The sequence below is a fragment of the Bacillus sp. BS3(2021) genome (assembly GCF_021043345.1).
GTDB lineage: Bacteria > Bacillota > Bacilli > Bacillales > Bacillaceae > Bacillus > Bacillus paralicheniformis.
The window spans coordinates 99975-124690 of the sequence record NZ_JAJNDM010000006.1; the positions used below are offsets into that span (position 1 = coordinate 99975).

28 protein-coding genes and 1 riboswitch are annotated in these 24716 nt (G+C 46.7%); of the genes, 7 read left to right on the plus strand and 21 right to left on the minus strand.

Going from position 1 to position 24716, the window contains the following annotated elements:
- Positions 1-11 precede the first annotated feature (11 nt).
- The 6 genes from LQ247_RS14610 to LQ247_RS14635 form a co-directional block, all read right to left on the minus strand.
- The gene (locus tag LQ247_RS14610) at positions 12-446 is read right to left on the minus strand and encodes a BrxA/BrxB family bacilliredoxin (protein ID WP_025811259.1); all 435 of its coding nucleotides are present in this window, start codon (positions 444-446) and stop codon (positions 12-14) included.
- 87 nt (positions 447-533) lie between these two features.
- Positions 534-2210 carry a dihydroxy-acid dehydratase gene (gene ilvD / locus LQ247_RS14615; RefSeq protein ID WP_020451884.1) on the minus strand — a complete coding sequence of 559 codons (1677 nt, stop codon included), beginning with the start codon at positions 2208-2210 and terminating at the stop codon, positions 534-536.
- 343 nt (positions 2211-2553) lie between these two features.
- A complete protein-coding gene (locus LQ247_RS14620) occupies positions 2554-3690 on the minus strand; it encodes a conserved virulence factor C family protein (RefSeq protein WP_096748197.1) in 1137 nt (378 codons plus the stop codon).
- A 30-nt stretch (positions 3691-3720) separates the two neighbouring features.
- On the minus strand, positions 3721-4392 hold the full coding sequence (locus LQ247_RS14625) for an HD domain-containing protein (RefSeq protein ID WP_026579411.1): 672 nt from the start codon (positions 4390-4392) through the stop codon (positions 3721-3723).
- Entirely contained in the window at positions 4380-4859 is a 480-nt protein-coding gene (locus LQ247_RS14630) for a glutathione peroxidase (protein WP_020451887.1), read from the minus strand. Before LQ247_RS14630 ends, LQ247_RS14625 begins: the two co-directional genes overlap by 13 nt.
- Before the next feature lie 15 nt (positions 4860-4874).
- The gene (locus tag LQ247_RS14635) at positions 4875-6554 is read right to left on the minus strand and encodes a formate--tetrahydrofolate ligase (protein WP_101561244.1); all 1680 of its coding nucleotides are present in this window, start codon (positions 6552-6554) and stop codon (positions 4875-4877) included.
- A 151-nt stretch (positions 6555-6705) separates the two neighbouring features.
- Here LQ247_RS14635 and metA point away from each other — a divergent pair, with 151 nt between their 5' ends.
- Both metA and LQ247_RS14645 read left to right on the plus strand, forming a co-directional pair.
- On the plus strand, positions 6706-7614 hold the full coding sequence (gene metA / locus LQ247_RS14640) for a homoserine O-acetyltransferase MetA (RefSeq protein WP_020451889.1): 909 nt from the start codon (positions 6706-6708) through the stop codon (positions 7612-7614).
- A 269-nt stretch (positions 7615-7883) separates the two neighbouring features.
- Entirely contained in the window at positions 7884-9035 is a 1152-nt protein-coding gene (locus LQ247_RS14645) for a diglucosyl diacylglycerol synthase (protein ID WP_020451890.1), read from the plus strand.
- 53 nt (positions 9036-9088) lie between these two features.
- Here LQ247_RS14645 and LQ247_RS14650 read toward each other — a convergent pair whose 3' ends face one another.
- A complete protein-coding gene (locus LQ247_RS14650) occupies positions 9089-9778 on the minus strand; it encodes an AIM24 family protein (RefSeq protein ID WP_020451891.1) in 690 nt (229 codons plus the stop codon).
- 284 nt (positions 9779-10062) lie between these two features.
- Between LQ247_RS14650 and cspD the strand changes: the two genes are divergently transcribed.
- Positions 10063-10263 carry a cold-shock protein CspD gene (gene cspD / locus LQ247_RS14655; protein WP_003230776.1) on the plus strand — a complete coding sequence of 67 codons (201 nt, stop codon included), beginning with the start codon at positions 10063-10065 and terminating at the stop codon, positions 10261-10263.
- Between the two features lie 54 nt (positions 10264-10317).
- Here cspD and LQ247_RS14660 read toward each other — a convergent pair whose 3' ends face one another.
- The gene (locus tag LQ247_RS14660; protein ID WP_003182837.1) at positions 10318-10500 is read right to left on the minus strand and encodes a hypothetical protein; all 183 of its coding nucleotides are present in this window, start codon (positions 10498-10500) and stop codon (positions 10318-10320) included.
- Positions 10501-10660: 160 nt separating this feature from the next.
- Here LQ247_RS14660 and LQ247_RS14665 point away from each other — a divergent pair, with 160 nt between their 5' ends.
- Complete coding sequence (locus tag LQ247_RS14665; RefSeq protein WP_231006211.1) at positions 10661-10927, plus strand: DUF2564 family protein; 267 nt, start codon at positions 10661-10663, stop codon at positions 10925-10927.
- Between the two features lie 66 nt (positions 10928-10993).
- On the opposite strand, the gene LQ247_RS14670 is transcribed toward LQ247_RS14665, so the two are convergent.
- Together LQ247_RS14670 and LQ247_RS14675 are read right to left on the minus strand one after the other, a co-directional pair.
- Positions 10994-11179, minus strand: a complete 186-nt coding sequence (locus LQ247_RS14670; protein WP_003182841.1) for a zinc-finger domain-containing protein — start codon at positions 11177-11179, stop codon at positions 10994-10996.
- 14 nt (positions 11180-11193) lie between these two features.
- Complete coding sequence (locus LQ247_RS14675) at positions 11194-11853, minus strand: reverse transcriptase-like protein (RefSeq protein WP_020451893.1); 660 nt, start codon at positions 11851-11853, stop codon at positions 11194-11196.
- 75 nt (positions 11854-11928) lie between these two features.
- Between LQ247_RS14675 and LQ247_RS14680 the strand changes: the two genes are divergently transcribed.
- From LQ247_RS14680 to sspL, 3 genes are read left to right on the plus strand one after another with little or no spacing between them, the layout of a single operon-like run.
- Positions 11929-12630 carry a queuosine precursor transporter gene (locus LQ247_RS14680; protein ID WP_023857402.1) on the plus strand — a complete coding sequence of 234 codons (702 nt, stop codon included), beginning with the start codon at positions 11929-11931 and terminating at the stop codon, positions 12628-12630.
- On the plus strand, positions 12620-13018 hold the full coding sequence (locus tag LQ247_RS14685) for a reverse transcriptase-like protein (protein WP_020451895.1): 399 nt from the start codon (positions 12620-12622) through the stop codon (positions 13016-13018). Before LQ247_RS14680 ends, LQ247_RS14685 begins: the two co-directional genes overlap by 11 nt.
- Before the next feature lie 42 nt (positions 13019-13060).
- Positions 13061-13207, plus strand: a complete 147-nt coding sequence (gene sspL, locus LQ247_RS14690; protein ID WP_003182847.1) for a small, acid-soluble spore protein L — start codon at positions 13061-13063, stop codon at positions 13205-13207.
- Between the two features lie 9 nt (positions 13208-13216).
- Here the strand turns inward: sspL and LQ247_RS14695 are convergent, their stop codons facing one another.
- The 11 genes from LQ247_RS14695 to LQ247_RS14745 form a co-directional block, all read right to left on the minus strand.
- Complete coding sequence (locus LQ247_RS14695; protein WP_020451896.1) at positions 13217-14104, minus strand: 5'-3' exonuclease; 888 nt, start codon at positions 14102-14104, stop codon at positions 13217-13219.
- 84 nt (positions 14105-14188) lie between these two features.
- On the minus strand, positions 14189-14338 hold the full coding sequence (locus LQ247_RS14700; protein ID WP_003182852.1) for a hypothetical protein: 150 nt from the start codon (positions 14336-14338) through the stop codon (positions 14189-14191).
- 79 nt (positions 14339-14417) lie between these two features.
- The gene (locus LQ247_RS14705; protein WP_095291674.1) at positions 14418-14687 is read right to left on the minus strand and encodes a YpbS family protein; all 270 of its coding nucleotides are present in this window, start codon (positions 14685-14687) and stop codon (positions 14418-14420) included.
- A gap of 74 nt (positions 14688-14761) precedes the next feature.
- Entirely contained in the window at positions 14762-18325 is a 3564-nt protein-coding gene (locus LQ247_RS14710; protein ID WP_231006213.1) for a dynamin family protein, read from the minus strand.
- Positions 18326-18468: 143 nt separating this feature from the next.
- Positions 18469-18564 (minus strand): Fur-regulated basic protein FbpC, encoded by a 96-nt coding sequence (gene fbpC, locus LQ247_RS14715; protein WP_003182857.1) that lies wholly within the window; start codon positions 18562-18564, stop codon positions 18469-18471.
- A 63-nt stretch (positions 18565-18627) separates the two neighbouring features.
- Complete coding sequence (locus tag LQ247_RS14720) at positions 18628-19131, minus strand: isoprenylcysteine carboxyl methyltransferase family protein (protein ID WP_039072797.1); 504 nt, start codon at positions 19129-19131, stop codon at positions 18628-18630.
- Between the two features lie 7 nt (positions 19132-19138).
- Positions 19139-20236 carry a type III polyketide synthase gene (locus LQ247_RS14725; RefSeq protein ID WP_231006215.1) on the minus strand — a complete coding sequence of 366 codons (1098 nt, stop codon included), beginning with the start codon at positions 20234-20236 and terminating at the stop codon, positions 19139-19141.
- A 41-nt stretch (positions 20237-20277) separates the two neighbouring features.
- Complete coding sequence (locus LQ247_RS14730) at positions 20278-20829, minus strand: GNAT family N-acetyltransferase (RefSeq protein ID WP_020451901.1); 552 nt, start codon at positions 20827-20829, stop codon at positions 20278-20280.
- 73 nt (positions 20830-20902) lie between these two features.
- Positions 20903-22219 carry a nucleobase:cation symporter-2 family protein gene (locus LQ247_RS14735; protein WP_231006217.1) on the minus strand — a complete coding sequence of 439 codons (1317 nt, stop codon included), beginning with the start codon at positions 22217-22219 and terminating at the stop codon, positions 20903-20905.
- Positions 22216-22800 carry a xanthine phosphoribosyltransferase gene (gene xpt, locus LQ247_RS14740; RefSeq protein ID WP_231006218.1) on the minus strand — a complete coding sequence of 195 codons (585 nt, stop codon included), beginning with the start codon at positions 22798-22800 and terminating at the stop codon, positions 22216-22218. Before xpt ends, LQ247_RS14735 begins: the two co-directional genes overlap by 4 nt.
- A gap of 119 nt (positions 22801-22919) precedes the next feature.
- Positions 22920-23019: riboswitch (purine riboswitch) on the minus strand.
- Between the two features lie 140 nt (positions 23020-23159).
- Positions 23160-24662 (minus strand): carboxypeptidase M32, encoded by a 1503-nt coding sequence (locus tag LQ247_RS14745; protein WP_231006245.1) that lies wholly within the window; start codon positions 24660-24662, stop codon positions 23160-23162.
- Between the last annotated feature and the right edge of the window lie 54 nt (positions 24663-24716).

Below are 24716 nucleotides of genomic sequence, written 5' to 3' on the forward strand. Positions count from 1 at the left end.
CAAAGGGCATTTTAGCAATGTTTTTCAAAAGCGTCCGTGATGTTTTTCATAATCTCCGTCATTTCACGGCCTTCAATCTGTTCACGAGGAATGAAATGAACGACTTCTTTGCCTTTCAGCAGTGCCATTGAAGGTGAAGACGGTTCATATCCTTCGAAGTATTCCCTCATTTTCGCCGTTGCTTCGCGGTCCTGTCCGGCAAAGACTGTAACGGTCTCATCAGGCCCGTTTTCGCTTCCGGAGACGGCCTGAACGGCTGCCGGTCTCGCCAGCCCTGCGGCACATCCGCAGACTGAATTGACGACGACGAAAGTCGTGCCTTCTGCACCTTCCATGAATGTCTCAACTTCTTCCGCGGTCGATAACTCTTTAAAGCCGGCCTGCACCAATTCCTGACGCATCGGAAGAACGAGCTGGCGCATGTATTCTTCATAAGCTGTTGACATATTAAAAAGCCCCCTCTATAAACCTTGCTACTGATGTCAAGGATACTACAGCGGGGGCTGAATTTCAAACACCGGGCGAAAAAACCGCTAGATTTTCATAATGCCGCCGGTATTGGCAGATGTCACCAGCTTTGAATACCGGGCGAGATAGCCCGTTTTCACTTTCGGTTCAAATCCGGGCCAGTTTGCTTTTCTTTTTTCCCACTCTTCATCGGAGATTTCGATGTTTAAAATCCGCTTTTCGATATCAACAATGATATGGTCGCCGTTTTCTACGAAAGCAAGCGGGCCGCCTTCGGCTGCTTCTGGCGAAACGTGGCCGATCGAAAGACCGCGGGAGGCTCCGGAAAAGCGGCCGTCGGTAATTAAAGCAACTTTCGGACCGAGGCCCATTCCGACGATCTGCGAAGTCGGTGCAAGCATTTCAGGCATTCCCGGTCCGCCTTTAGGACCTTCATAGCGGATGATGACGACATCTCCCGCTTTTACTTTACGGTTAATGATGCCGTCAAGCGCTTCTTCCTGTGAGTCAAAGACAACCGCAGGTCCTTCATGGCGGGTAATCCCGTCTTGGACGCCGCCGGTTTTAATGATCGCACCGTCAGGCGCCAGGTTGCCGAACAGGACGGCGAGTCCGCCTTGCTCTGAAAACGGCTGATCGATCGGATGAATGACCTCGTAATCTTTCACTTCGCGCCCGGCAATATTTTCGCCAAGCGTTTTTCCCGTTACGGTCAGCGTATCCAAGTGAAGCGCGCCTTCTTTTTTCGACAGCTCGTTTAAGACTGCTGATACGCCTCCAGCTTCATGCAAATCTTCAATAAACACATCGGAAGCCGGCGCAAGCTTTGATAAATGCGGAACCCTTGCCGCTACCTCATTGATCCGTTCAAGCGAGTAGTCGACCCCCGCTTCATTGGCGATCGCAAGCGTATGAAGGATCGTATTCGTTGATCCACCGAGCGCCATGTCTAAAGCGAACGCGTTGTCGATCGCTTTTTCGGTCACGATGTCGCGCGGTTTAATATCCGACTTGATCAACTCCATCAGCTGGCGGGCCGACTGTTTGGCAAATTCCCTGCGGTCGGGCGATGTCGCCAAAATGGTGCCGTTGCCCGGCATGGCGATGCCAAGAGCTTCAGAAAGGCAGTTCATCGAGTTGGCCGTGAACATGCCCGAGCATGATCCGCATGTCGGACAGCCGAACTGTTCAAGCTCCTCAAGCCCTTTCTCATCGATTTTGCCTGATTGATAAGCGCCAACGCCTTCAAATACAGAGGAAAGCGAGATTTTCCGTCCGTCGCTCGTTCTTCCCGCTTCCATCGGCCCCCCGCTGACAAACACGGTCGGAATATTGATCCGCATTGCTGCCATGATCATACCCGGCGTGATTTTATCGCAGTTTGGAATACATACCATTCCGTCAAACCAGTGCGCTGATACAACCGTTTCCACTGAATCGGCGATGATTTCGCGGCTCGGAAGAGAATATCTCATTCCGATGTGCCCCATCGCAATTCCGTCGTCGACCCCGATTGTATTAAATTCAAACGGAACACCGCCGGCCTCTCTGATCGCCTCTTTGACGATTTTTCCAAACTCCTGCAAATGGACATGACCCGGTACGATATCGATATATGAGTTGCAAACGGCAATAAACGGTTTGCCGAAGTCCTCTTCTTTTACCCCAGCCGCGCGCAGCAAACTGCGGTGCGGCGCTCTGTCGATCCCTTTTGTAATCATGTCACTGCGTAAACCTGTCATCGTGATCCTCCTAAACATCTTCGTATTTACATTCTATATTTTCTGAATATTCAGTTTTAAAAAACTGTCTGCTAACCGCTTGCCGGACTGATCCGCAAGATGACGGTTGTTTTGATCTTCATCTGTAAATCATTCCCCATGAATCAGAACCTCCACATTCCATATGATTGCTAACTACTATATATATTTTCAGCGTGTTTTTCAACAATATTCGAAATATTTTTATAGAAAAAGTGATATTTTATAACAAGACGCGTGACTTTTTTCAAAATTCCCGGATGGATCGCCGCTTCAGAGCGAAGAGCTTAAGGCATAAAAAAAGACGCTGTTTCCAGCGTCCTTGTCAGCCGTCTTTTTTGCGGCTTTCCGTCATTTGCTTCCATACGGAGCCTTTCGCTTCTTCACCGTATTCGATCCGTTCGACCGCCATTTTGACTTGAAGGCTGACTTCAAATTCGGGATCGTTTTCAGCTTCTTTTAAAGCGGGAAGCGCGCTCTCATCGCCGACTTCGTACAGAAACATGGCGGCTCTCCAGCGCACAAGCTTGCTCGGGTCCTTGAGCGCTTTGATCATTGCCGGAATCGCTTCCGGGTTTCCGATGTCTGACAGACAATCACCGGCTGTTCTTCTGACCGTGATCGTTTTGTCTTCGAGTGCTTGATATAAAAGAGGAAGCACCGCAGGCGTTTCGATCATGCCCAAATAAACGACAGCAAGTCTTCTGATCGATGTTTTCGGGTCATTGAGCGCTTTTTCGAGTACTGGAATGTCCTTTTCATCCGGATCCATTTGTTCAAGATGGGCATAGCGTTTTTGCCAATCTTCCTCATCCATCATTTCAAGCGTTACCCGGTAAGACTTTCGCTGCACAGCCGCGCGTTTATCCTCAGCATCGCTTGATGCGGCTGATTCCGTCAGCTTCCGCAGGCGCTCCTCATCGTAAGCCGCCTCAAGCTCTTCCGTTACTTCACGGCCGATTTCTGAAAAATCGCCGAATCTGACGCCTTGCTCTTTCCAAGACCGTTCGAGCACGACGTTGGAAGACGCAGTTTTAAGCTTCAAGATCGCTTCTTGGAAACGTTCTGGAAGGCCGAAGCGCTCCTCGCGCTCGCCGTCGGTCAATTTCACCTGCATCGGTATCCCGCTGAACATTTGCACGAAGACTTTAACTTCGCCAAACGATTCTTTTTCTTCGGAACGGCCCCCCGCCTCTTCGGCTTCGCCCATTCCGAAAGCAGCACGCACGGCAGGGAGGATGTCTTTCCAGTCAAATCTCGCATTGCGCTCGACAGCGATAAAATCGGCCACATGGTAGACGCCTTTTACTCCCTCTATGTTTAAAACCTCTTGGATGACGGGAGGCGCGCCTTCCGCATGGTCCTTTTTATAATTATTGCTTTTTCCGCCCGGCAGTTCTTCGGTCAAAATCACCTTCATTGTATTCGGGCTCGGTGTCGGTTCTATCGATTTAATTTTCATCATTGTCCCCCTCTGTTAAAAGATCCGGTCTTATTCTACCATAACCCCCGGTCCTGATCTATCAAGGCGGCTTTCTCCGGAGAAGGCGCATTCATTTTCCAGTTCGCCGAGAAATTCGAGCATCAGCTGATGCCTTTTTTCCGCGAGCATCCGTCCCGTCTTTGTATTCATCAAATCTTTTAAAAGGAGAAGCTTCTCGTAAAAGTGGCCGACAGCAGTAGGCGCATTGGCGCTCCCGTAGAGGAGATGACCCTTTGCCCCTGCATACATCAAAGCCCTGGCGATCCCGACGGCGCCGATCGCATCAAGCCGATCGGCATCCTGAACTGCCATACCTTCTTTTGAAAGGCGTTCGTCTTTATATTTTTCTCTGTCTCTGAATGACATTCTTGTGATGATGGCAAGAATCCCGTCAACCGTTCCAGGATCGACCTTCCAGTCTTCTGAGAGGCGCCTTTTCAACTCATCTAGCGGAACCCGGTGTTCATCGTCCAGCTTTACATCAATCATATCGTGGAGAAGGGCGGAAGCTTCGGTCACAAACAGGTCTGCACCCTCTTCTTTTGCAATCTGAAGGCTTATGTTCCGAACCCTTTCGATATGCAGCCAGTCATGTCCTGTCCCTTCGGCTGCGAGCTTTTTTCTTACCCATTCGGACATCAAGCGGATCTGTTCTGTTTGTTCCTGATTCAGCCCAGCCATTTCTGAATGGCCTCCTCCATCTCCTTTGGATTGGTTTGCGGTGAAAAACGCTCAACGTTCTCCCCGGTTTGATCAACGAGAAATTTTGTGAAATTCCATTTGACCGCTTTTGTTCCAAGCATGCCCTTCGCCTTGTTCGTCAAGTGGCGGAACAGCGGGTGGATTTGATCTCCTTTTACATTCACCTTCGAAAACATCGGAAACGTGACCCCGTAGTTTACGCTGCAAAATTCTTCTATGCTTTTTTCATCGCCAGGCTCCTGATTCATGAATTGGTTGCTGGGAAAGCCCAGAATCTCAAGCCCCCGGTCTTTATATGTTTCATACAAGTCTTGAAGCTGTTGATATTGGGGTGTAAATCCGCACTTTGAGGCCGTGTTGACGATAAGAAGCACTTTGCCTTTATACGGCCGCAGTGTCGTGTCCTCGCCTTTAATCGTCTTGACGCTGATATCGTAAATGGACATGACGGTCCCTCCTTTTTAGAATAAACCTTTGGCCCTGCCGTCTTCACCGACATCCATTTTAAGTGCAGCAGGATGTTTCGGCAGCCCGGGCATTGTTAAAATGCTGCCAGTTAAAGCGACGATAAATCCCGCGCCCCTCGATGGTTTTAATTCACGGACGGTGATGCTGAAACCTTTCGGCCTGCCAATTTTCCCCGGATCATCTGATAAAGAATACTGAGTTTTGGCCACGCATACTGGCAGCACGTCCAATCCGTTCTTTTTCAATTCCAGCAGCTGCTTTTTCGCCTTTTCGGTAAACTCTACCCCCTCGGCTCCATAAACGGTGCGGGAAATTTTGGCTAATTTGTCTTCGATCGAGTCGGTTAATTCGTATAAATAGGAAAAATGATTGTCCTTTTGCTCCATGACATGAATGACTTCCCTTGCCAGGTCAATCCCGCCTTTTCCGCCTTCTTCCCAAACATTGCACAGTGCAGCCGGATGCCCGTTGTCCCTGCACCAGCCAAGAACCGTCTCAAGCTCATCCTCCGCATCGTGTACGAACCTGTTGACGGCCACAACGTACGGAAGACCGAAGGCGTCTATCGTTTCGATATGCTTGGCAAGGTTTGCGATTCCGCTTTTTAATGCGTTTACGTCTTTTTGCTTCAAATCGGCGAGAGGCATTCCGCCGTGCATTTTCAGCGCTCTTACGGTGGCGACGATCACGACCGCTCCCGGGGTGAACCCGCCGGCTCTCGTTTTGATGTGCATGAATTTTTCCGCACCCAAATCCGCGCCAAATCCCGCTTCAGTCACGACATAATCAGCCAGTTTCGCCGCCGTTTTAGTCGCGATCAAACTGTTCGCCCCGTGTGCGATGTTTGCAAACGGGCCTCCGTGGACGAGCGCCGGTGTTCCTTCAACAGTCTGAACAAGGTTTGGTTTGATGGCATCTTTTAACAGGAGAGCGAGCGCTCCCTGAACACCGAGCATGCCGGCCGTCACCGGCTGTCCGTCAACAGTGTAGGCAACGATCATTGCTGCCAGACGTCTTTTTAAATCGGCCAAGTCTCCGGCCAGGCATAAAACGGCCATGATTTCCGATGCGACAGTAATGTCAAAGCCGTCTTCCCGGGGAAATCCGTTCGCTTTTCCGCCTAAGCCGACAACGGTTTCGCGCAGCGCCCTGTCATTGAGGTCAAGCGTCCTTTTCCAGACGATTTTTCTAATATCGATGTTTAATTCGTTTCCCTGATGAATATGATTGTCTATAAAAGCCGCCAAAGCGTTGTTCGCAGCTGTGATCGCATGCATATCTCCTGTAAAGTGAAGATTGATATCCTCCATCGGAAGAACCTGGGAATATCCTCCTCCGGCAGCCCCGCCTTTCAGTCCCATTGTCGGACCGAGTGAAGGTTCCCTCAGTGCAACGATCGATTTTTTGCCAATCTGCCAGAGCGCCTGGCTCAATCCGACGGTGACAGTCGACTTCCCTTCGCCGGCCGGGGTCGGGTTGATGGAGGTTACCAAAATCACCTGTCCATCGTTTTTTTCTTTTAAACGCTCAAAAATTTTTAAAGAAATTTTCGCTTTTGTGCAACCAAAACACTCTATTTCATCGTCATTTATATTGAGCTTCCGTGCAATTTCGGCAATCGGTTTTAATTCCGTACTTTGGGCGATTTCTATGTCTGATAGATGGGATTTCATTTGCAAGAGGATCCTCCTTTTGGTTCATCACACGATGATTTTCCATATTTTTCGCACACTTCTTTCATTGTAACACAATTCACACATTGAAATATCGCCAAAAAGTTCCTATAATGAAGAAAAATCAGCGGAGAAAACCGGAGGTGGCGTGTTGCCTATCAACATACCTATCAATTTGCCAGCGAAGCAGATTCTTGAAAGTGAAAATATTTTTGTCATGGATGAAAAACGGGCTTTTCATCAGGACATCAGACCTTTAAATATTGTGATTCTTAATCTGATGCCGCAGAAAATCAGGACCGAGACACAGCTGCTCAGAATGCTCGGAAATTCTCCTTTACAGGTATATTTCACTTTTTTAATACCGTCTACACACACGCCAAAACATACACCAAGGCAGCATTTGGAACAGTTTTATACAACTTTTTCTTCGATCAGGAACAGAAAATTTGACGGCATGATCATTACCGGCGCGCCGATCGAGCACCTGGAGTATGAGGAAGTGTCCTATTGGAAAGAACTTCAGGAGATTTTAGAGTGGAGCAAAACGCATGTCACGTCAACGCTTCACATCTGCTGGGGAGCGCAGGCGGGGCTTTATCATCATTACGGAATTCGCAAAGTCAAACTGCCGAAAAAAACATTTGGCGTTTTCGAACACAGAATAATGGAGAAAAATGAAAGACTGGTCAGAGGCTTTGAAGAGTTCTACTATGTCCCGCATTCAAGGCATACAGATATAAATATGGATGACCTAAAAGCCGTTTCTCATTTAAAAGTGCTCAGCGTATCCGATGAAGCGGGCGTCTGTTTAATTGCTTCAAAAGATGAAAAACAAGTTTTTTTAACTGGACATCCTGAGTATGATACAGATACTCTTAAAGAAGAGTATGAAAGGGATTTGGCCAGAAACATGGACATTGATCCGCCGGTGAATTATTTTAAAGACGGGCCGGACGGTGCGGCGCCTGTAAACCGCTGGAAAGCTCACGCGACTCTTTTGTTCATGAACTGGCTGAATTATTACGTTTACCAGGAAACACCGTACGAGTGGAAATGAAATTCTCATGCCCTGGTCTGATGCAAGACATTCAAAATGTGTTAAAATACAGTTGGGTTAGTCTTCCATAAGGGGGTTCGGCTTGGCCGCGAAAGCAGGAATAATAAGGAACCCAGTGCTTTCCTGCCGATCCATACTTTAAAAATACCTTAATTTTTGTTCTTCATTTATAATTAAAATAATATTTATGGTATGGTATGTGTGGACATTGACTCCTGTTTTTTTACCATTTTAGCTCTTGCTGTTTGAATTAATTGAGGTGAATATGCTTGAATACCAATAAAAATATATTAATTTTGACTGCAAATTACGGAAATGGCCATGTTCAAGTAGCCAAAACGCTCTACCAAGAGTGCGAACGGCTCGGTTTTAAGAATGTAACTGTTTCGAATTTGTATCAAGAATCAAACCCGATTGTGTCAGAGATCACACAGTATCTCTACCTGAAAAGCTTTTCAATCGGTAAACAGTTTTATCGCCTTTTCTACTATGGGGTCGATAAAATTTACAATAAAAGAAAGTTTAATATTTATTTCAAAATGGGAAATAAACGGCTGGACCAACTGGTTAAAAAACATCAGCCAGACATCATCATCAATACGTTTCCAATGATTGTCGTACCCGAATACAGACGGAGAATGGGAAAAGTCATTCCGACCTTTAACGTCATGACGGATTTCTGCCTTCACAAAATTTGGGTCCACGAACACATTGACAAATATTACGTAGCCACTGATTATGTGAAGGAAAAACTGCTCGAAATCGGCACTCACCCGAGCAATGTCAAGATCACGGGTATTCCGATCCGCAGGCAGTTTGAAGAAGAAATGGACAAAGATAAAATCTACGAGAAGTATCAGCTGTCTCCCGACAAGAAGATATTGCTGATCATGGCAGGCGCACACGGGGTTCTTAAAAACGTAAAGGAACTGTGTGAATCTCTGGTGACGAAAGAGGATGTTCAAGTCGTCGTCGTGTGCGGAAAAAATACGATGCTGAAATCTTCACTGGAAGACATTGAAGCCCTTTATCCAAACAAGCTGAAATCACTCGGTTATATCGAAAGAATTGACGAGCTGTTCAGGGTGGCTGACTGCATGATCACAAAGCCGGGCGGAATTACCCTGACGGAGGCCACGGCAATCGGCGTTCCCGTCATCCTTTACAAGCCTGTTCCCGGGCAGGAAAAGGAAAATGCCCTGTTCTTCGAAGACAGAGGAGCTGCCATCGTCGTCAACAGGCATGAGGAAATTCTTGAATCAGTCTCCTCCCTTTTGGCTGATGAGAAAAAGTTAAACGAAATGAAGAAAAACATTAAAAACTTGCATTTATCCAATTCATCAGAAGTCATCCTGACGGACATTATCGAGCAGTCTGAAATCATCATGAACAAAAAACAGACTGTCCGGGCGCTGTCCTAAAAAAGCCCGAGTCAAAAAAACACTTGCCCTGCAAGTGTTTTTTTCGTTTAATATTAAGATTCCGAGTAATAAACTTCTTCAAACGGCTGCACAACGACAAACCCGTTCCCTGAAAACTTCATTTGGATCGATTCCCCGCTTCCCCTGCCGATGAACGTCTTAAAAGATACATCTGTCACAAATTCAGGCTGAAGGCTTCCAGACCAGGCAACCGTTGCGTTTGGATCGGTATAGACTGGGCTTTCCGGGGTTACGATCAAAGTGAGCGGTTCGTAATGGCTTGTGATTGCAGCCATTCCAGTTCCCTCAAGCTTAATGTTAAACAATCCGCCGGCCAGCATGCCGGAAATTCTTTTCATCAGTTTGATGTCCCAATGGATTGACGGCTCAAATGCGAGCAGATCGTGCCCGTTCACAAATATGGAGTCCCCCTTCAAGTTTAAGATGGAGATCTTCTTTCCTTGATCAGCGAGGTACACCTTTCCGTTTCCTTCCGCTTTCATCAGTGCAGCCCCTTCTCCGCTGAACACTTTTTTCACCATCCGTCCAATTCCGTGTTCAAATACCCCTTCACGCTTAAATTTGACTCTTCCCCTGTAGGAAACCATCGAACCGGCCTTTGCCCACACTTTTCCATCGAGATTAACTTCCAAGAGACGGGGTGTTTCCATTTCAAACAGCCCCTCCCCTTTGTCTTCCTGCTGGGTTTTGGATACAAACTCATCAACCGAATAACGGTTCATCTATAAACACTCCTCTTCGCATTCCTGATATTGGTTTTATTATATACGGGCTGACGCTTAAAATGTTTCGTCCACTTTGCGAAAAATAATGATCAATAACCAGAAACTGAAAACGATTTCAAAGAAATTCCTTAAAAAAGCATTAAAGTTCATTTTTTTCTCTTGACAGCTTGACGAAGCCTCCATAGATAGTGTATAGTGAAACCATCATTTAGCAGAACACCGTTAGATGATGAAAATTTTTTTTAGCACATTGTGCTACAGTACTAGGAGGATTAAGCAATATGCAAAACGGTAAAGTAAAATGGTTTAACAATGAAAAAGGCTTCGGCTTCATCGAAGTTGAAGGCGGAGACGATGTATTCGTTCATTTCACTGCAATCGAAGGTGACGGATACAAATCTCTAGAAGAAGGACAAGAAGTTTCTTTCGAGATTGTTGAAGGTAATCGTGGACCTCAAGCATCTAACGTTGTAAAGCTTTAACAAAATCAAGACAATTGAGACTTCAAATAAGAGGAGAGGCATTTTTTGCCTCTCCTATTTAATTTTCAGCTGAATTTCGATTGCCAGTATATTTTGCTTCAACCTTTGCTCGATTTCCTCAATGTTCTTCTCGAGAGATGGACGCCCCTTTTTCGCGATATCAACGAGCTGTTCAAGATCTTTATATACCTCCACAAATGTCTTGTGAAGAACGGTTTGCAGTTCATTGCTTTCCACTGTTCCTCAGACTCCTTTTTTTCATGATTACCTAAATTAGTAATAAAGACTTATATTTTTTAGGTTCAATAGTTATATCGGATTAATTTTACTTTATTTTTTCTATTTCACACATAAAAATGCCTTTTTTAGAAAAAATACTTGTCGGAGGTGTATGATCATGAACTCAGAACATCGCGATGCTCTTGTAACGGGATTTAATCAGCGCAAGCAGCTTGAAATAGCCGTAGAAACCGCCCAAAAGACGACGGGAATGGCGACGAGGCAAAAGAGCTCCACTTTGCTGAAATCGGCGTATCAATCCATCGAAGACGCCAGACAGCTGTCACAGGCTGAGGAACTATCCGCCCTGGATGAAGACTTCTTAAACGAACAGCTCAACATCTTAAATGATTGCCAGCACCAGCTTGACGAATCACAGCATTAAAAAAACCGCGTTCAGCGGTTTTTTTAGCGCGGCCCAAGGATGATGGTTTATTGGGGGGATCAATTTTTAATTTTTGTTTGTCAGCACGTCTCCATAGGTTCGGAGCTTTTCTCCGACCGTGCATTTTGAAATGCAAAATGCGTGGGCATACGTTTTTCCGTATTCTTTTCTGAAGTGTTTTTTAATGAAGCACCCTTCACAGTAGGTGTCCTGCAAATGTGTGAGTTCCTTAAAGATCTCTTTCTTATCCAAAACGTTCATCTCCGTTATTCATCTAGTTTGATTTGGCTTTCCACAATGGTATGCTCAAGCATTTTTTTTGCGAGCTGATCCGCTTCCTTGTTGTCTTTGCGGCTGATTTGAATATAGGTGGGCGTTAGCTTTAATTTTTGAAGCTGGCTCTCGATTCTGTCCAGCCATTTCGAATGAACGGGGTCATAGCATGGCCAGTTACCTTCAAGCTGGTTCAGCACGACGAGCGAATCCCCTTTTATGACGACGGAGTTCCTGCTTGCCCCAAGGTCTCTAAGCTCTTTAACGGCTTCGGAGAGAGCCGCATATTCCGCCTCGTTATTCGTTGTCAGCCGAAAGCTCTTGTTCTTTCTCAATCGGTACCGATCCCCGCCGAGGGAGTAATATATCACAATGCCTAAACCAGCGAGCTGACTTTCTTTATCATAGCTGCCGTCAAAATAGACGGTGATCTCATCCGGTTCAGCCGCAAGTTCTTCTTTCAGCTTTTCCAGCTCTTTCAGAGTCCAAAAGCTGCCCTTCTCATCTTCAAACTCAAGTTCAGTGACATACGGACTTTGAGAAAGCTGACGCCCAGCCGCCACTGCCTCTTTCATCTCGATCCATTCATCAGCTGTAAAAGGAATGGGTGAAGACCCTTTAATCTTGATTTTCATACCTGCTCTCAGTTTCACAAAATCACCTTTATTCAAATTATGGCTTGTTATGCTATAATCAAAACAGTTTATTCAGAAAGGAAGTACTCGTTCTTGTTTAACGAAATATTATGGATTAGTTTTGCGATCATTAATTTTATCATTGTTCTCTTCTTTTTTAAACGATTTGGCAAAACCGGTTTATTTGTCTGGATCGGTTTTGCGACAGCCGCCGCCAATATCGAGGTGGTCAAAACGGTCGAGCTGTTCGGGTTGACCGCGACACTCGGCAACATCCTGTACGGAAGCGTATTTTTTGCGACCGACGTCATCAATGAAAGATACGGAAAGGAAGAAGCGAAAAAAGCCGTTTCAATCGGTTTTTTCATTCTGATTGCTTTGACGCTCGTCATGCAGGGAGCGCTTCTGTTCAAGCCGCATCCGGAAGACATTGCACAGCCTGCGCTGGAGACGATATTCGGCTTCTTGCCCCGTGTGGCGCTCGGCAGCCTGCTCGCCTATATCATCAGCCAAACGCTTGATGTTTATGTATATTCGGGAATCAGAAGGTTATTTCCTTCCGATCGGGCACTGTGGCTTCGCAACAGCGGCAGCACAGCCCTAAGCCAGCTGCTCGATACATTGATTTTTACAAGCGTCGCATTTATGGGCGCTTATCCGCTGAATGTCTGGATTCAGATTTTCATCACGACATATGTCTTGAAATTCGTTGTCGCCGTTTTCGCAGCGCCGTACGCTTATGCCGCTAAAAGAATCACCCCTTTGGATGAAAGGAGCGGAAACAATGCCGATTGAGGTCTATATCGACGGAGCAAGCGCGGGTGATCCCGGACCGTCCGGACTTGGCATTTTCATCAAAGACGGTCAGAAGACCGAGTCCTTCTCCCTTCCCGCCGGCTTACTGAGCAATCATGAAGCGGAATTCAAGGCGCTGATCGAAGGAATGAAGCTGTGCGCCGAACGAAACTACCGGATCGTTTCGTTTCGGACCGATTCGCAGATCGTCGAGCGCACGGCGGATTTGGAGTTTGTCAAAAATCAGGCATTTAAGCCTTATCTGGATGAAATCATCCGCTTAAAAAACGATTTTGATTTATTTTTTATCAAGTGGATTCCTTCGAAGTCTAACCAGGCGGCTGACAAGCTTGCGAAAAAGGCGATATTGCTGAATCACCCCGAGTAAAATCCATTCCCGCTGCACATCATAACGAGTGAGGTGGTTCATGTGGAAAAACAGCATTCAGCAGGAAGAGGCCGCCTGACAGGCGGTGTCACGCCCCAGGGAGATATTGTATTAAACCGGGATAACCGGCATACAGACCCAAAAACCGAGCTTGAAAACCGGGCGAAAAAAAGCAATACAAAACATTAGAGAGATCGGTTATCCGATCTCTCTTTTTTCGAATTTCACCAGCAGCGGTTCGATTCCCCGTATTTGATGAAGTCTCAGCATCGCTTTCGCCCTGTCATGCATCAAGGTGAAGTCTGCGTCGTCCAATGAGCAGGAAAGCGGTACATCGCATTTGATTTCTGCAAGGATTCTGGACAGCTTCAGGTCTTCAAGACATTCGGTTATTTTCGTCTGCTGACCCTTTGTCAGCTGTCCGATGTTTTCCAGCAGCCGGTCAACAGTCGAATATTCCTTAATCAGTTTGTAGGCCGTCTTTTCGCCGATGCCTTTTACACCCGGGTAGTTATCGCTTGTATCACCCATCAGCGCTTTGATGTCAATCAAAGCCTTCGGCTCGACACCGGTCTCTTCACTGAATGATTCTTCCGTGTATACTTTATAATTGCCGATTCCCTTTTGTAGCAGGGCGACTTTAACATTGACTGTTAAAAGCTGAAGCAAATCTTTATCACCGGTGACGATCGTGATCTCCGCTTCTTCGCTGAACATCGCTGACAGCGTGCCGATGCAGTCATCGGCTTCATAGCCCGCAATGCCGATATTTAAAATCCCGAGCTCTTCCGCCGCTTCCTTTGCCATGTCAAATTGCGGTATCAATTCTAGAGGCGGCTCGCCGCGATTCGCTTTATAGTCCTTAAATAAATCGTTGCGGTACGTTTTGCTTCCCATGTCCCAGCAGCAGACGACATGACTCGGTTCAAACGCAGACACCGCGGTTAACAGATGCTTTAAAAAGCCGTGAACCCCGTTTGTCGGCACCCCTTTGTCATTCAGCATAAAATTGCGGTGCACCGCAGTCGCAAAAAAAGACCGGAATAATAAAGCCATCCCGTCTACAAGCAGCAGCTTCTTGTTCATTATGGAAACTTCCTTTCATCATACAATGCACTTATTGTACCACAGGAGCAAAAATGATGAAAACAGCGTCAATCGACGCTGTTTCTATTTTTGGTGCTGTTTTTTGCTAGAAATTAATTTGGCGGCTTCCATTTGCGAATAGGATTCAGTCGCAAATTCAGTATTAAAGCCGTTCTTCTTTTTAGCGTTGTTGTTTCGCTGTGCATTGGCGTTGCCAAGCTTTGTTCTTCCCATCACACTTCACCTCCAGCGGGCGTGTCATGGTTTATGTTTTGCAAAAAAACATGACGCCACACGCGGAAGGATTCACCAGCTAGGCCTGCGGATATTTTCGGCTGACGTATTCGGCGACCATTTCTTTCGAGACGAGCCGTCTCGTGGGAACGATGCCTTTTTTGGCCAATTCGTTCATTTGCATGGTAATTTGGTTGATAAGGCCGGTTGAAAATGCTTCATTTTGCCGGCACTTATCAACCGCTTCATCGATCGCTTTTTCCCTCTCCTGTTCGAGACGCACGAACTGCTTGATGTGCTGGTGCTGTTTTTTGGAATGTGCTGTAATGGCTTCATGAACGTTTGTCATCATCTAATTCCCTTCTTTTTTTATTCAGTCTATCATGTCTGCCGGCCAGATATCCATACCAATATCAATCTAATTCAACTTGAGCGGAGCCATTCGCCTGCCAAGTTATGCGCTTTTTCAATGTTTTCACGCTCTGCGCTTTCCAACGGCTCATGAAAGTACGCTTCTTTTTGTTCTTCGAGTTGAGCTTTTGCGGACAGAACAGCCGCTTTCTGTAATTGTCCGGCGCTCGTTTTGCAGCGCTTTAAACATGTCCGCTTTTCACGTTGAATCCATTCGTCCGTGATAGCCGAAAGCTTTGCAGTAAACGCCTCGACAAGCCGGGCTTTGCCATTTTGCTGAAAAAACGCTTTAGGCGTTTTGAACATTTTCAGTTCATCTGCAAATTCCCCTTCATCCGCTGACGGTGCAGCTGTTTCCCAGCTGCCGGTCTCAGGGCGGTCAGCTGTGATATGAACCGCAAAATAAGGATTATCGGCAAGCCGCTCTTTTACGGCATTTGCCCACTGTTCGCCGGCATACTTGAGCATGATGTTTTCCATTCTGATATCAAGCGCTTTTAGTTCCTGCAAAAATTCGAATTCATACTCCTTTAAGCAGCTTTTCAAAGCGGTTTGCAGATTGGCGCGCCAATCTCCGTTCTGAAGCCCTGGATGGATTGCAGCTTTAAATAAATCGTGTGCATAAAAGGCCAGGCGCTGCCTCATGTGGTAAAATTGCTCTTCCACATCCTTTTCGGTCATTTGAAGGATTGATGATCCCTTTTCTGCTTCTTCAATGACAGCTAAAGCCGCTTGATAAGCTTTGGCGATCCGCTTTTGCTCCGCTTCCTTTTCTTCAGCGGAACGGTGCAGTGAACGGCGGAGCTGAAAGACGGTTTCACACAGTTTTTTGCCTTCATCAAGCAGCTCTTCGACAGCTGTTCTGGCTAGACCATTTTCGATAAAATCGTCGAGCTCCCGCTTTAATCTGCTGAAATCGTTATTCGGCGAAGCTTTTTTGCTGAGCTCCTGTTTGCTCGATACGTGATACAGATGCGGGTTTTGAATGCCTTCTTTCAAGAGCTCTCCCCTAACATAGTCTTCAACCGTCTGTAATTCGGCCGGGTTTTCCGCGAGGTCTGCCGCATTTAAAATAAAAAACATTTTATCCATGCTGAAAGCGTCTTTAATGAGTCCGAGCTTGCGCAAAAACGACCGGTCCGCTTTGGAAAATGCATGCTGGTAGTATGTTAAGTAAAGCAGAGCATCGGCATCTTTCATGTATTGAAACGCAAGCTCAGTATGCCGCTTATTCATGCTGCTGGCACCCGGTGTATCGACGATCGTAATTCCTTTCTCCGTGACCGGTGTGCTCAAATAAACGGTGACTTCACGGACGGCGCAGGCCGTTTGTTCTTCAGCGACATACGGATGCAGATCTTCAGCGGAAATCGTCAGGATTTCCCGATCGTTGATATATGAACCATAACGCTCATAAGCTTTGAGGAAGTTCTTGATCAGCAGCCGTTCATCATCATCCAGGTCTCCTTTTTTCAAAAGGTTTCCAAGTTTTTCGCCAAAAGCGGAGCCTTTTGCCGCAGCCATTTTCCCCTCCAATAGCTGATCCAGTTCCGCTCTGATTTCCTCTTCCGTTTTAAAAACGACTTCAGCCGTCCCGTTCCTTTTGGTTCCCGACGGTTTTGTTATTTTATTAATCGTTGCCGTTGTCGGCGTCGGAGATGACGGCAGCACTTTCCGCCCGCAGAGCGCATTTGCAAAAGACGATTTGCCGGAACTGAATGCGCCGAAGAGCGCCAGGGTAAACTGCCTTGTATAAAGGCGTTCCGTTTTGTCCAAGAATGCTTTTCGCTGCTTTTCCAAAGCAGGAATATCCGCCAAAAACCGGGCCAAGTCGAAAAAGTGCTCAATGTACTCAGAAACGCCCTTTTTCGGATGGAGCACATCGTCTTTACGGCTGCTGTTTTCCCCTTGCACACGGACCGGTTCCGCTCGTCGGGCATCAAGCGGTTTTTCAAGGGGCTTTTTTTCTTCGGCATACCAATTCGCTGGCAGCTCGCTCTGATCGCCGTGTTCCCATTGATCCCAGAGACGGTTTGCTTTTTCATATGACTTCTGCTGTTCGATCAACCGGCTTTCGAGCTCGGCGAGCTTCGCCTGTTCCGCTTCATATTCGACTTTCATCGCTTCCGCCTGCAGGCCGCTTCTTTCTTTGATGAATGTTTTGAGCTGATCGATAAGCGGCTGCGCTTGTCTTTTTGCCTTTCTTCTGATGTTTTCAGCCAGTTCTTTCGTATAGTTCAGCACGTATTCCGGTGTAAGCTCAGCCCCTTTTTTCTGGGAACGAAGCAGTTCATTTTCATCTACCTCTGTCCGAAATTGAAGAACGTCCCGAAGCAGTTCATCACTCTGGACGTTAAAGCGGTTCATGAAAGCCTTGATTGCTTCAATGACATGCCAGTCGATTTCGGCTTGAACCCTTTTTTGAACGTCGGCAAGAAACACTTCTTTTCGTTTTTGTTTTTCTTCAAGCGTTTTGGCCTTGCTGAAAAGAAATCCTTTTTTAAAGCCTTTTTCGATAGATTCCAAATACGATTTGGCCAGTTCTCTCATCTCAAACGGCGTTAAGTTTGCGTTTTGGGCAATTGTATGAATGTCTTTTTTGATTTGTTCCTCCGCCCGTTTTTCCTGTTCTATCAAATCGGCAAGCCGTGCTTTTACAGACTCGACTTTTTCTCTTAAGGAAGCGGTTTCTTCAGACAGAGCCATGTCTTCGTCACTGATCAGCATTTTGATATGTTCATGAATCAGGCTGCTGATTTTTTGCTCCGTATATGCCTTTAGCTGCTGTTCGGATTGATGCTGCAACCTTTCCAGCACAGCGCGAAGCCGGGTGAATTCGTTCAGCGGATGACCGGCTTCGGTGACCGATGTAAAAAAGAGATGATCTTCATCGATCCCTTCTTTCTGCAGCATATCAAGCACTTGCTTTTTATAGGCATGGAAGCCTGTTTCTGCTTCGTCATGACGGTCAATCTGGTTCACGATGAAAAAAATATTGGGTATCTGATCTTTTATTGATCGAAGAAATTTCACATTTTCTTCGGAATGGACATGATTGTAATGCACGACATAAAACAAGGCATCCGCCTGGTGAAGTATCGAAGACGCCGATAAAAAATGGGCATCGTCCGTCGAATCAATTCCGGGCGTGTCAATTAAGACGGCCTGAGGCGCGATTCCTGAAAATGGCCCCTCGATTTCCACCATTTCAATCTGGCTGCCGTCCCTGCAGTACGCCTGCACTTTTTCTTTATCATAAGAGCCATCCATCCGGGCGTATCTTCCATCGATCGTATGGAGTGTTGTTTTCATTTCCCCCCGGCGGACCAGCACAAGATTGGCGCTCGTCGGTATCGGACTTGTCGGCAGGACGTCTTCCTGAAGCAGCGCGTTCAATAGCGATGATTTTCCTGCTGAATAATGTCCGGTTAACGCAATGTACACTTCTTTTCTCAGCCATTTTCGGATGATTCCCGCAAGCTGCGCAGACCGCTTGTCATCCCCGTTCTTCCTGAGCTCCCCGAAAACCGCTCCGGCTCTTTTCAACAGGTCGTCTTTCGTGTTTATTTGTGCCATGTTTCCTACCCCTTTTTGCGTTGTTGTTTGCCATCTTAGCCCTTTCTCCCATTTTACACAACCTTGCTGTATTTTTCTTCACAATCTGAAAGAAAAAACGAGAAAAAGCTGCCTGTTTCGGCAGCTTCAGCACGTGTATTTATTTATTTTTGCGGATTCGCTCCTGCGATACCTTTTAAGACATAACCAATCAATAAACTGTATGTACTGACCGCCGCCAGCAAAAAAAACATCGTCATACGCGACTCACCATCCTATAATGAGAATGTTTATCATCATTATAAATGAAATGATAATCATTTTCAATGGTGTAATTTTTCTAATGCCTGTTCTTCCGTGCGGATGCGGATGTACATGACAGCAGCGTTGAGCACCGTAAATAAAAGTGCGGTGGCGTATGCCTGGAAAAGCAGGGGCAAAAGCAGAAATTCAAGAGCCACCGCCACATAGTTCGGGTGTTTGAACCATTGATAAGGCCCCTTTCGGACAAGGTTCGTTCCAGGGATGACAAGGATTTTCGTGTTCCAGCATCTCCCCAGAGAAAAGAGCGCCCAATACCGGAGGGCCTGAGTGAAGATGAGGCCTGTTAATACGACAAGCGCCATCGGAAGAGGTCCGCGTTGAAAAGCGATCGTTTCCCAAATCAAAGATATGAAAAACAAAACATGCATCGCGACGATATAAGGGTAATGACGTCTCCCGTATTCGACCGCTCCCTCTTTCAGAGCGTTTTTTTCATTAAACTTCGCGACTGCCAGCTCAAGCAGGCGCTGGGCGGCAAAAATGCTTAAAATTGTCCAAAACATGTGTCAGTCACTCTCTTTTTGTCCATTTCAAAAGCAGCAGCTCCGATGAAAAGCCCGGGCCGAGCGCCCCTAAAAGACCGTATTTTCCCGGTATGGGACTGCCATGCAGGCAATATTCTTTTAAAACATGCATCACAGTGGCTGATGACATATTGCCGTGCCTGGCCAAAATTTTTCGTGAACAGTCGATGTGCGCTTCGGAAAAGCCGAGGCTTGCCATATAAGCGTCGAGAACTTTTTTTCCGCCAGGATGGGCAAGAAATACTTGAATGTTCTCCAAAGCGAGTTGTTCCCTATTGAGAAATGCTTCGACATCGTTCTTTAAATGTGTTTTGATTAATGTCGGAATGTCCCTGGAAAAAACGACACGGAAACCGTTGTCATTGATTTCCCAGCCCATGACATCTTCCGAATCTTCCAAGGTGGCTGATTGTGAGCTCACTACTTCCGGAAGAACCTCCAATCTGGCTGATGAGATATCCGCTTCCTTGCCGCACATTAAGAGCGCGGCGATTCCATCGCCAAATAAAGATGTGCCGATAAGGTTGCTTTTCGATTGATCATCCTTTTGAAACGTTAAGCTGCACAGCTCCGCCGCAATCACAAGGACATGGGCTTTTGGAAACGCTTTGCAGTATTCGAATGCCCGCGCTATACCTGAAGCTCCTCCTGCACAGCCGAGCCCCCAAATCGGAATCCGCTTCATCTGTTTTGAAAAAGGCAGAATGTTCATGAGCTTCGCTTCAATGCCGGGAGTCGAGATGCCTGTAGAAGATATAAAAAAAATCGCTTCAATTTTTTCGAAAGGGATTTCTTTTTTCAAAAACCGTTCGTCTGACAGGCAATTCGAAACGGCTTCTGCACTGTGTCTGACAGCCATTTCAATGTACGCCTGATTTTTTTCCTTGAAGCTCCTAGATTCTTTATACCAATCCAAAGGCATGACAAATTGTCTTGAAGCGATTTCTCCATTTTGGAAAGCTGACAGCAGCCGGTCAATGTCTTTAAATGAATCTTTGAACATCTCCCTCGCAAAAACGGCCGCTTCCTTCTGGTCAACATGGCAGCGGGGAAGGCTTGTCCCCGCCGAAATGACGTAGGCCATAATACCACCTCTATTTACAGCGTCTCCCGAATCGCCCGGCCTTATGTGGACCTCTCGAAAAAATAGGCCATCAGCACTTCATCTTCGTATTTCCCGTCCGCAAAAACCTGCTCCTTTTGAACCCCTTCAATGATAAAGCCGCTTTTCTCATAGAGCGACAGCGCTGCTTTATTTGCAGAAAATACGGTCAGGCAGAGCTTATGCAGACGATGCAGCCTGCACCAGTTGAGGGTGTAGGACATGATTTCCCTGCCAATCCCAAGCCCTTGCGCTTTGCTGTGAAGCCATGTTCTGAACAGCCCCGTGTGCCGCTTCATTTTGAGGTCGCCGCGAATGACCCGGGCAATTCCGTACACCGCACCATCGATTTCAACCGCCGCATACATGTTATCCTTTTCCATCATATCGCTGATGAATGCCCGCTCTTCCTCAAGTGTGCGCGGCCGTTCTTTTTGGATGTACACACCGGTTTGAATCACATCTTTTACTGCTTCAATGATGTCGGGGGCATCCGCCATTTTGACGGGACGGATGACAGCTTCACCGCCGTCTTTCGTGCTGATACGTTCGACAAGCTCATTCACAGTTTCCATTCGTTACGCCTCCTCTTCATACCGGTAGTATGGCTTATCCGCAATGCAAAAAAACCTCACAATCTGTGAGGTTTTAAACGGCTGATTTTTCAGTTGGAACTGCTTCAGGCTGTTCAGCATGACGAGAAAACGGATGGATATGAAAGATCGCATTCAAGAGAATGGCTGTAAAGCTTCCCGCGACAATTCCGTTCTCTGTCAAAAGCTTGACGGCATCAGGAAGGTTTTGAAACATTTGCGGTACAACCGTCACGCCTAGGCCGATTCCGATGGAACACGCTACGATCAATAAGTTCTCCTGCTTTCCGAAATCAACCCGGCTCAGCATTTTGATCCCGTAGGCGATCACCATGCCGAACATCGCGACCATAGCGCCGCCGAGCACAGGTTTAGGAATGATCGTCGTTAAAGCAGCGGCTTTCGGAAACAGCCCCAACATAATTAGAAAAGCTCCAGCGAGCGCGATCACGCTGTTTTTCTTAACTCCTGTCAGCTGGACGAGACCGACGTTTTGCGAGTAGGCCGTATAAGGGAAGGCGTTGAAAACCCCGCCCAACAGCACGGCAATCCCTTCGGCACGGTATCCTTTTGCCAAATCTTTTTCTGTCAGCCGGCGGTCCGTCAAATCACCCAATGCAAAGTAGACGCCTGTAGACTCGACAAGGCTGACGATCAGGACGAGAGACATCGTCAAGATCGGTGTGATCTCAAAAACGGGAGTGCCGAAGTAAAACGGATGGATCATCTGCACCCAGCCTGCGTTTGCCACTTCTGTAAAATCAACTTTTCCTATCAGAGCGGCGCCGGCTGTTCCTGCAATTAAACCGATTAAAATGGAAATGGATTTGATAAATCCTGTTGTAAAACGATATAAAAGGACGATGACCAGTAAAACGGAAAAAGCTAAAGCAAGATTGGACAGCTCACCGAAATCGCTGCTGCCTTCACCGCCGGCCATGTTGTTCATCGCAACGGGAATCAAGGTAATACCGATCACCGTGACGACCGATCCTGTGACCACGGGAGGGAAAAACTTAACAAGCTTTCCGAAGAAAAAAGAAACGATAACGACAATCACACCGCCTGCTATGATGCTTCCATAGATCGCTGGAATACCGTATTTCGAAGCGATCGCAATCATCGGTGAAACGGCTGTGAACGTACACCCCAATACAACAGGCAAACCGATTCCGAAAAAGCGGTTTTTCCAAACTTGCAGCAGTGTCGCCACACCGCACATCAAAATGTCGGCAGACACAAGGTATGTGAGCTCAGCCGGCGTCAAGCCGAGAGCGCCGCCGACGATCAGCGGCACGACAACGGCTCCTGCATACATGGCCAGGACGTGCTGAATGCTTAATGAAACGGTTTTACCGGCCGTAAGTTTCATGACCCAACCTCCTGTAAAAAGGTAACTTTTCCATCGGCAAGAGATGCAATACGCGCAAGGGATTCGACTCTGATTCCAATATTGTCAAGCTCCTCCCTGCCCGTCTGGAATGATTTTTCGATGACAATCCCGATTCCGCACACCTTTGCGCCGGCCTGTTCAATGATGGAAACGAGCCCTTTCGCCGCTTGTCCGTTTGCCAAAAAATCGTCGATGATCAGAACTTTGTCATCCTTTGAAAGATGGCTGGCTGATACGGCAATCGTACTTTCCGTTTTTTTTGTAAATGAATAGACAGAAGCCGTCAACAGATTTTCCGTTAAGGTAAGCGATTGACGCTTTCTTGCAAATACTACCGGCACGCCCAGTTTCAAGCCTGCCATCACAGCAGGTGCGATGCCTGAGGATTCGATCGTCACAATCTTCGTGACGCCTTCCTCCCGGAAAAGCGAGGCAAACTCTTCGCCCACAGCAAGCATTAATTCCGGATCGATTTGATGATTTAAAAATGAATCAACTTTCAGCACTTCGTCAGACAACACCGTGCCATGCTCTGCAATTTTTCGTTTTAGCTTTTCCATTAAACCCCTCCGTTCATCAATTGCCCTTCATAAAAAAAAGCATTGTCCGCTCGGATTTTGCATGCGAGCGGGCAATGCTTAAAAAGACGAATTCCGTCTGTTTCACTAAAAAGACGTTCGTTTTCTTAGCGCCCACTCATAGTCGGACATTTACGGTGTCCGGTAGAAACTTGCGTGCCATATCCACGCGATTATATGAGTGATATAATGTATCAAATTATATCAACTTTCGATCCGGTTGAAAAGGGATAAAACAAAAAAAGACGAACCTGCACACATTTTTTTCAGTTTAATGTTCGTATTTAACAGAAAATTCTGATCCAAAAATCCCTCCCGGGCTCACGGGAGGGATTTCTTTTTTACAAATAGAGTGTTGTATATTTTTCTTTCAGGTAGCGGATTAAATGACGGACGTTTAATTCTTCGCCTGTCGCAGACTTGATGATGTCCAACGGTTTTTTTCTTTTGCCGTGGATGTGAACGTGCTCTGTCAGCCACTTTCTGATCGGTTCAAATTCGCCGTTTTCAATCATGCGGTCAAACTCCGGAAAATCTTTCAGCATGCTTGATTTCAGTTGAGCCGCATACATATATCCGAGCGCATATGAAGGGAAATAACCGAAATCGCCGCCGGACCAATGGACATCCTGGAGAATTCCTTTAGCATCGTCAGGAGGCGTAATGCCCAGATATGCTTCATATTTGTCATTCCATAGTTTCGGAAGGTCTCCGACCGATACTTCGCCGCTGAAAATCGCTTTTTCAATTTCGTAGCGAATCATAATATGCAGCGGATATGTCAGCTCATCAGCCTCAATCCGAATCAGCGACGGCTTTGATTCATTAACGGCCCTGTAGAACCCTTCGGCAGTAACGCCTGCAAACTGGTCAGGACTTGCTTCTTTTATTTTCTCAAAATACCGCTTCCAAAAACCGTGATGTCTGCCGATAAAGTTCTCATAGAAAAGGGATTGGGATTCATGTATCCCCATTGATGCGCCGTCTGCTAAATTGGTTCCGCCCAGCGCTTCATCAATGTTCTGTTCATAAATGGCATGGCCGCATTCATGAATCGTTCCGAAAACGGCCGAGCGAAAATCGTTTTCATTATATGCTGTGGTCACCCGGGCATCCCCTTGACTGATCGTCACCTGGAAAGGATGAACCGTCTCATCCAGGCGCCCCGCCTCAAAATCATAGCCCAGTTCTTTTAAGAAAAAGTGGCATACATCGCGCTGCCGCTCTTTTGGAAAACGTTCGTGCACAAAGCCCGTATCAGGCTTTTGATCACTGGCGGCAATCTTTTGTACAAGCGGAACGATCGCCTCCCGCAATTCAGAAAAAAGGCCGTCGAGCTTTTCGACTGTAACGCCTGGTTCGTATTGGTCCAGAAGGGTGTTATAGGGGTGGCCTTCATATCCCCAGTACGAGATAAACCGTTTTTTATAGTCGATGATTTTTTCTAAATACGGAGCAAAGAGAGAAAAATCGGACGCCTTTTTCGCTTTTTCCCAGACGGATTCCGCTTTGGATGTCAGCGTCGTATATTCTTTGAACTCCTCTTCCGGAATCTTGCTGTTTAAATCGTATTCTTTTTTCGCTTCCTCAACCGCTTTCTGTGTATCGGCAGGCAGATCCTGTTTTTGCTCGGCAAGGGCATCTAAAAGCTCCTTCATCCGCGGGGACGTTCTCATTTGAAAGACGTCTGCCGACAATTGTCCGATCGCTTCGGCGCGGCTTTCTTCGCCTTTTCTCGGCGCGCCCGTCCTCATATCCCAATACATCACGTTAATCGCCTGCTCATACCGGCTGATTTTCTTTAATGTTTCTAAAAACTCTTTTTCATATGTATTGATCGACATCATTCATCCTCCTCTTCCCTTATATGATGCGAATTGTAATCAGACTAATGGAAA

What these genes read in the sequence shown, in the direction of transcription:
- LQ247_RS14625 (WP_026579411.1), bottom strand. Translation starts at nt 4,392, where the DNA reads ATGGCTGGGCTGAATCAGGAACAAACAGAACAGATCCGCTTGATGTCC.
- LQ247_RS14665 (WP_231006211.1), top strand. Translation starts at nt 10,661, where the DNA reads ATGAACTCAGAACATCGCGATGCTCTTGTAACGGGATTTAATCAGCGC.
- LQ247_RS14695 (WP_020451896.1), bottom strand. Translation starts at nt 14,104, where the DNA reads ATGAACAAGAAGCTGCTGCTTGTAGACGGGATGGCTTTATTATTCCGG.
- LQ247_RS14620 (WP_096748197.1), bottom strand. Translation starts at nt 3,690, where the DNA reads ATGAAAATTAAATCGATAGAACCGACACCGAGCCCGAATACAATGAAG.
- xpt (WP_231006218.1), bottom strand. Translation starts at nt 22,800, where the DNA reads ATGGAAAAGCTAAAACGAAAAATTGCAGAGCATGGCACGGTGTTGTCT.
- LQ247_RS14720 (WP_039072797.1), bottom strand. Translation starts at nt 19,131, where the DNA reads ATGTTTTGGACAATTTTAAGCATTTTTGCCGCCCAGCGCCTGCTTGAG.
- LQ247_RS14735 (WP_231006217.1), bottom strand. Translation starts at nt 22,219, where the DNA reads ATGAAACTTACGGCCGGTAAAACCGTTTCATTAAGCATTCAGCACGTC.
- LQ247_RS14705 (WP_095291674.1), bottom strand. Translation starts at nt 14,687, where the DNA reads ATGACAAACGTTCATGAAGCCATTACAGCACATTCCAAAAAACAGCAC.
- LQ247_RS14635 (WP_101561244.1), bottom strand. Translation starts at nt 6,554, where the DNA reads ATGAAATCCCATCTATCAGACATAGAAATCGCCCAAAGTACGGAATTA.
- LQ247_RS14725 (WP_231006215.1), bottom strand. Translation starts at nt 20,236, where the DNA reads ATGGCCTACGTCATTTCGGCGGGGACAAGCCTTCCCCGCTGCCATGTT.
- LQ247_RS14685 (WP_020451895.1), top strand. Translation starts at nt 12,620, where the DNA reads ATGCCGATTGAGGTCTATATCGACGGAGCAAGCGCGGGTGATCCCGGA.
- LQ247_RS14700 (WP_003182852.1), bottom strand. Translation starts at nt 14,338, where the DNA reads ATGGGAAGAACAAAGCTTGGCAACGCCAATGCACAGCGAAACAACAAC.
- LQ247_RS14610 (WP_025811259.1), bottom strand. Translation starts at nt 446, where the DNA reads ATGTCAACAGCTTATGAAGAATACATGCGCCAGCTCGTTCTTCCGATG.
- cspD (WP_003230776.1), top strand. Translation starts at nt 10,063, where the DNA reads ATGCAAAACGGTAAAGTAAAATGGTTTAACAATGAAAAAGGCTTCGGC.
- LQ247_RS14730 (WP_020451901.1), bottom strand. Translation starts at nt 20,829, where the DNA reads ATGGAAACTGTGAATGAGCTTGTCGAACGTATCAGCACGAAAGACGGC.
- LQ247_RS14630 (WP_020451887.1), bottom strand. Translation starts at nt 4,859, where the DNA reads ATGTCCATTTACGATATCAGCGTCAAGACGATTAAAGGCGAGGACACG.
- LQ247_RS14745 (WP_231006245.1), bottom strand. Translation starts at nt 24,662, where the DNA reads ATGTCGATCAATACATATGAAAAAGAGTTTTTAGAAACATTAAAGAAA.
- LQ247_RS14650 (WP_020451891.1), bottom strand. Translation starts at nt 9,778, where the DNA reads ATGAACCGTTATTCGGTTGATGAGTTTGTATCCAAAACCCAGCAGGAA.
- LQ247_RS14710 (WP_231006213.1), bottom strand. Translation starts at nt 18,325, where the DNA reads ATGGCACAAATAAACACGAAAGACGACCTGTTGAAAAGAGCCGGAGCG.
- ilvD (WP_020451884.1), bottom strand. Translation starts at nt 2,210, where the DNA reads ATGACAGGTTTACGCAGTGACATGATTACAAAAGGGATCGACAGAGCG.
- fbpC (WP_003182857.1), bottom strand. Translation starts at nt 18,564, where the DNA reads ATGACGATGTTTTTTTTGCTGGCGGCGGTCAGTACATACAGTTTATTG.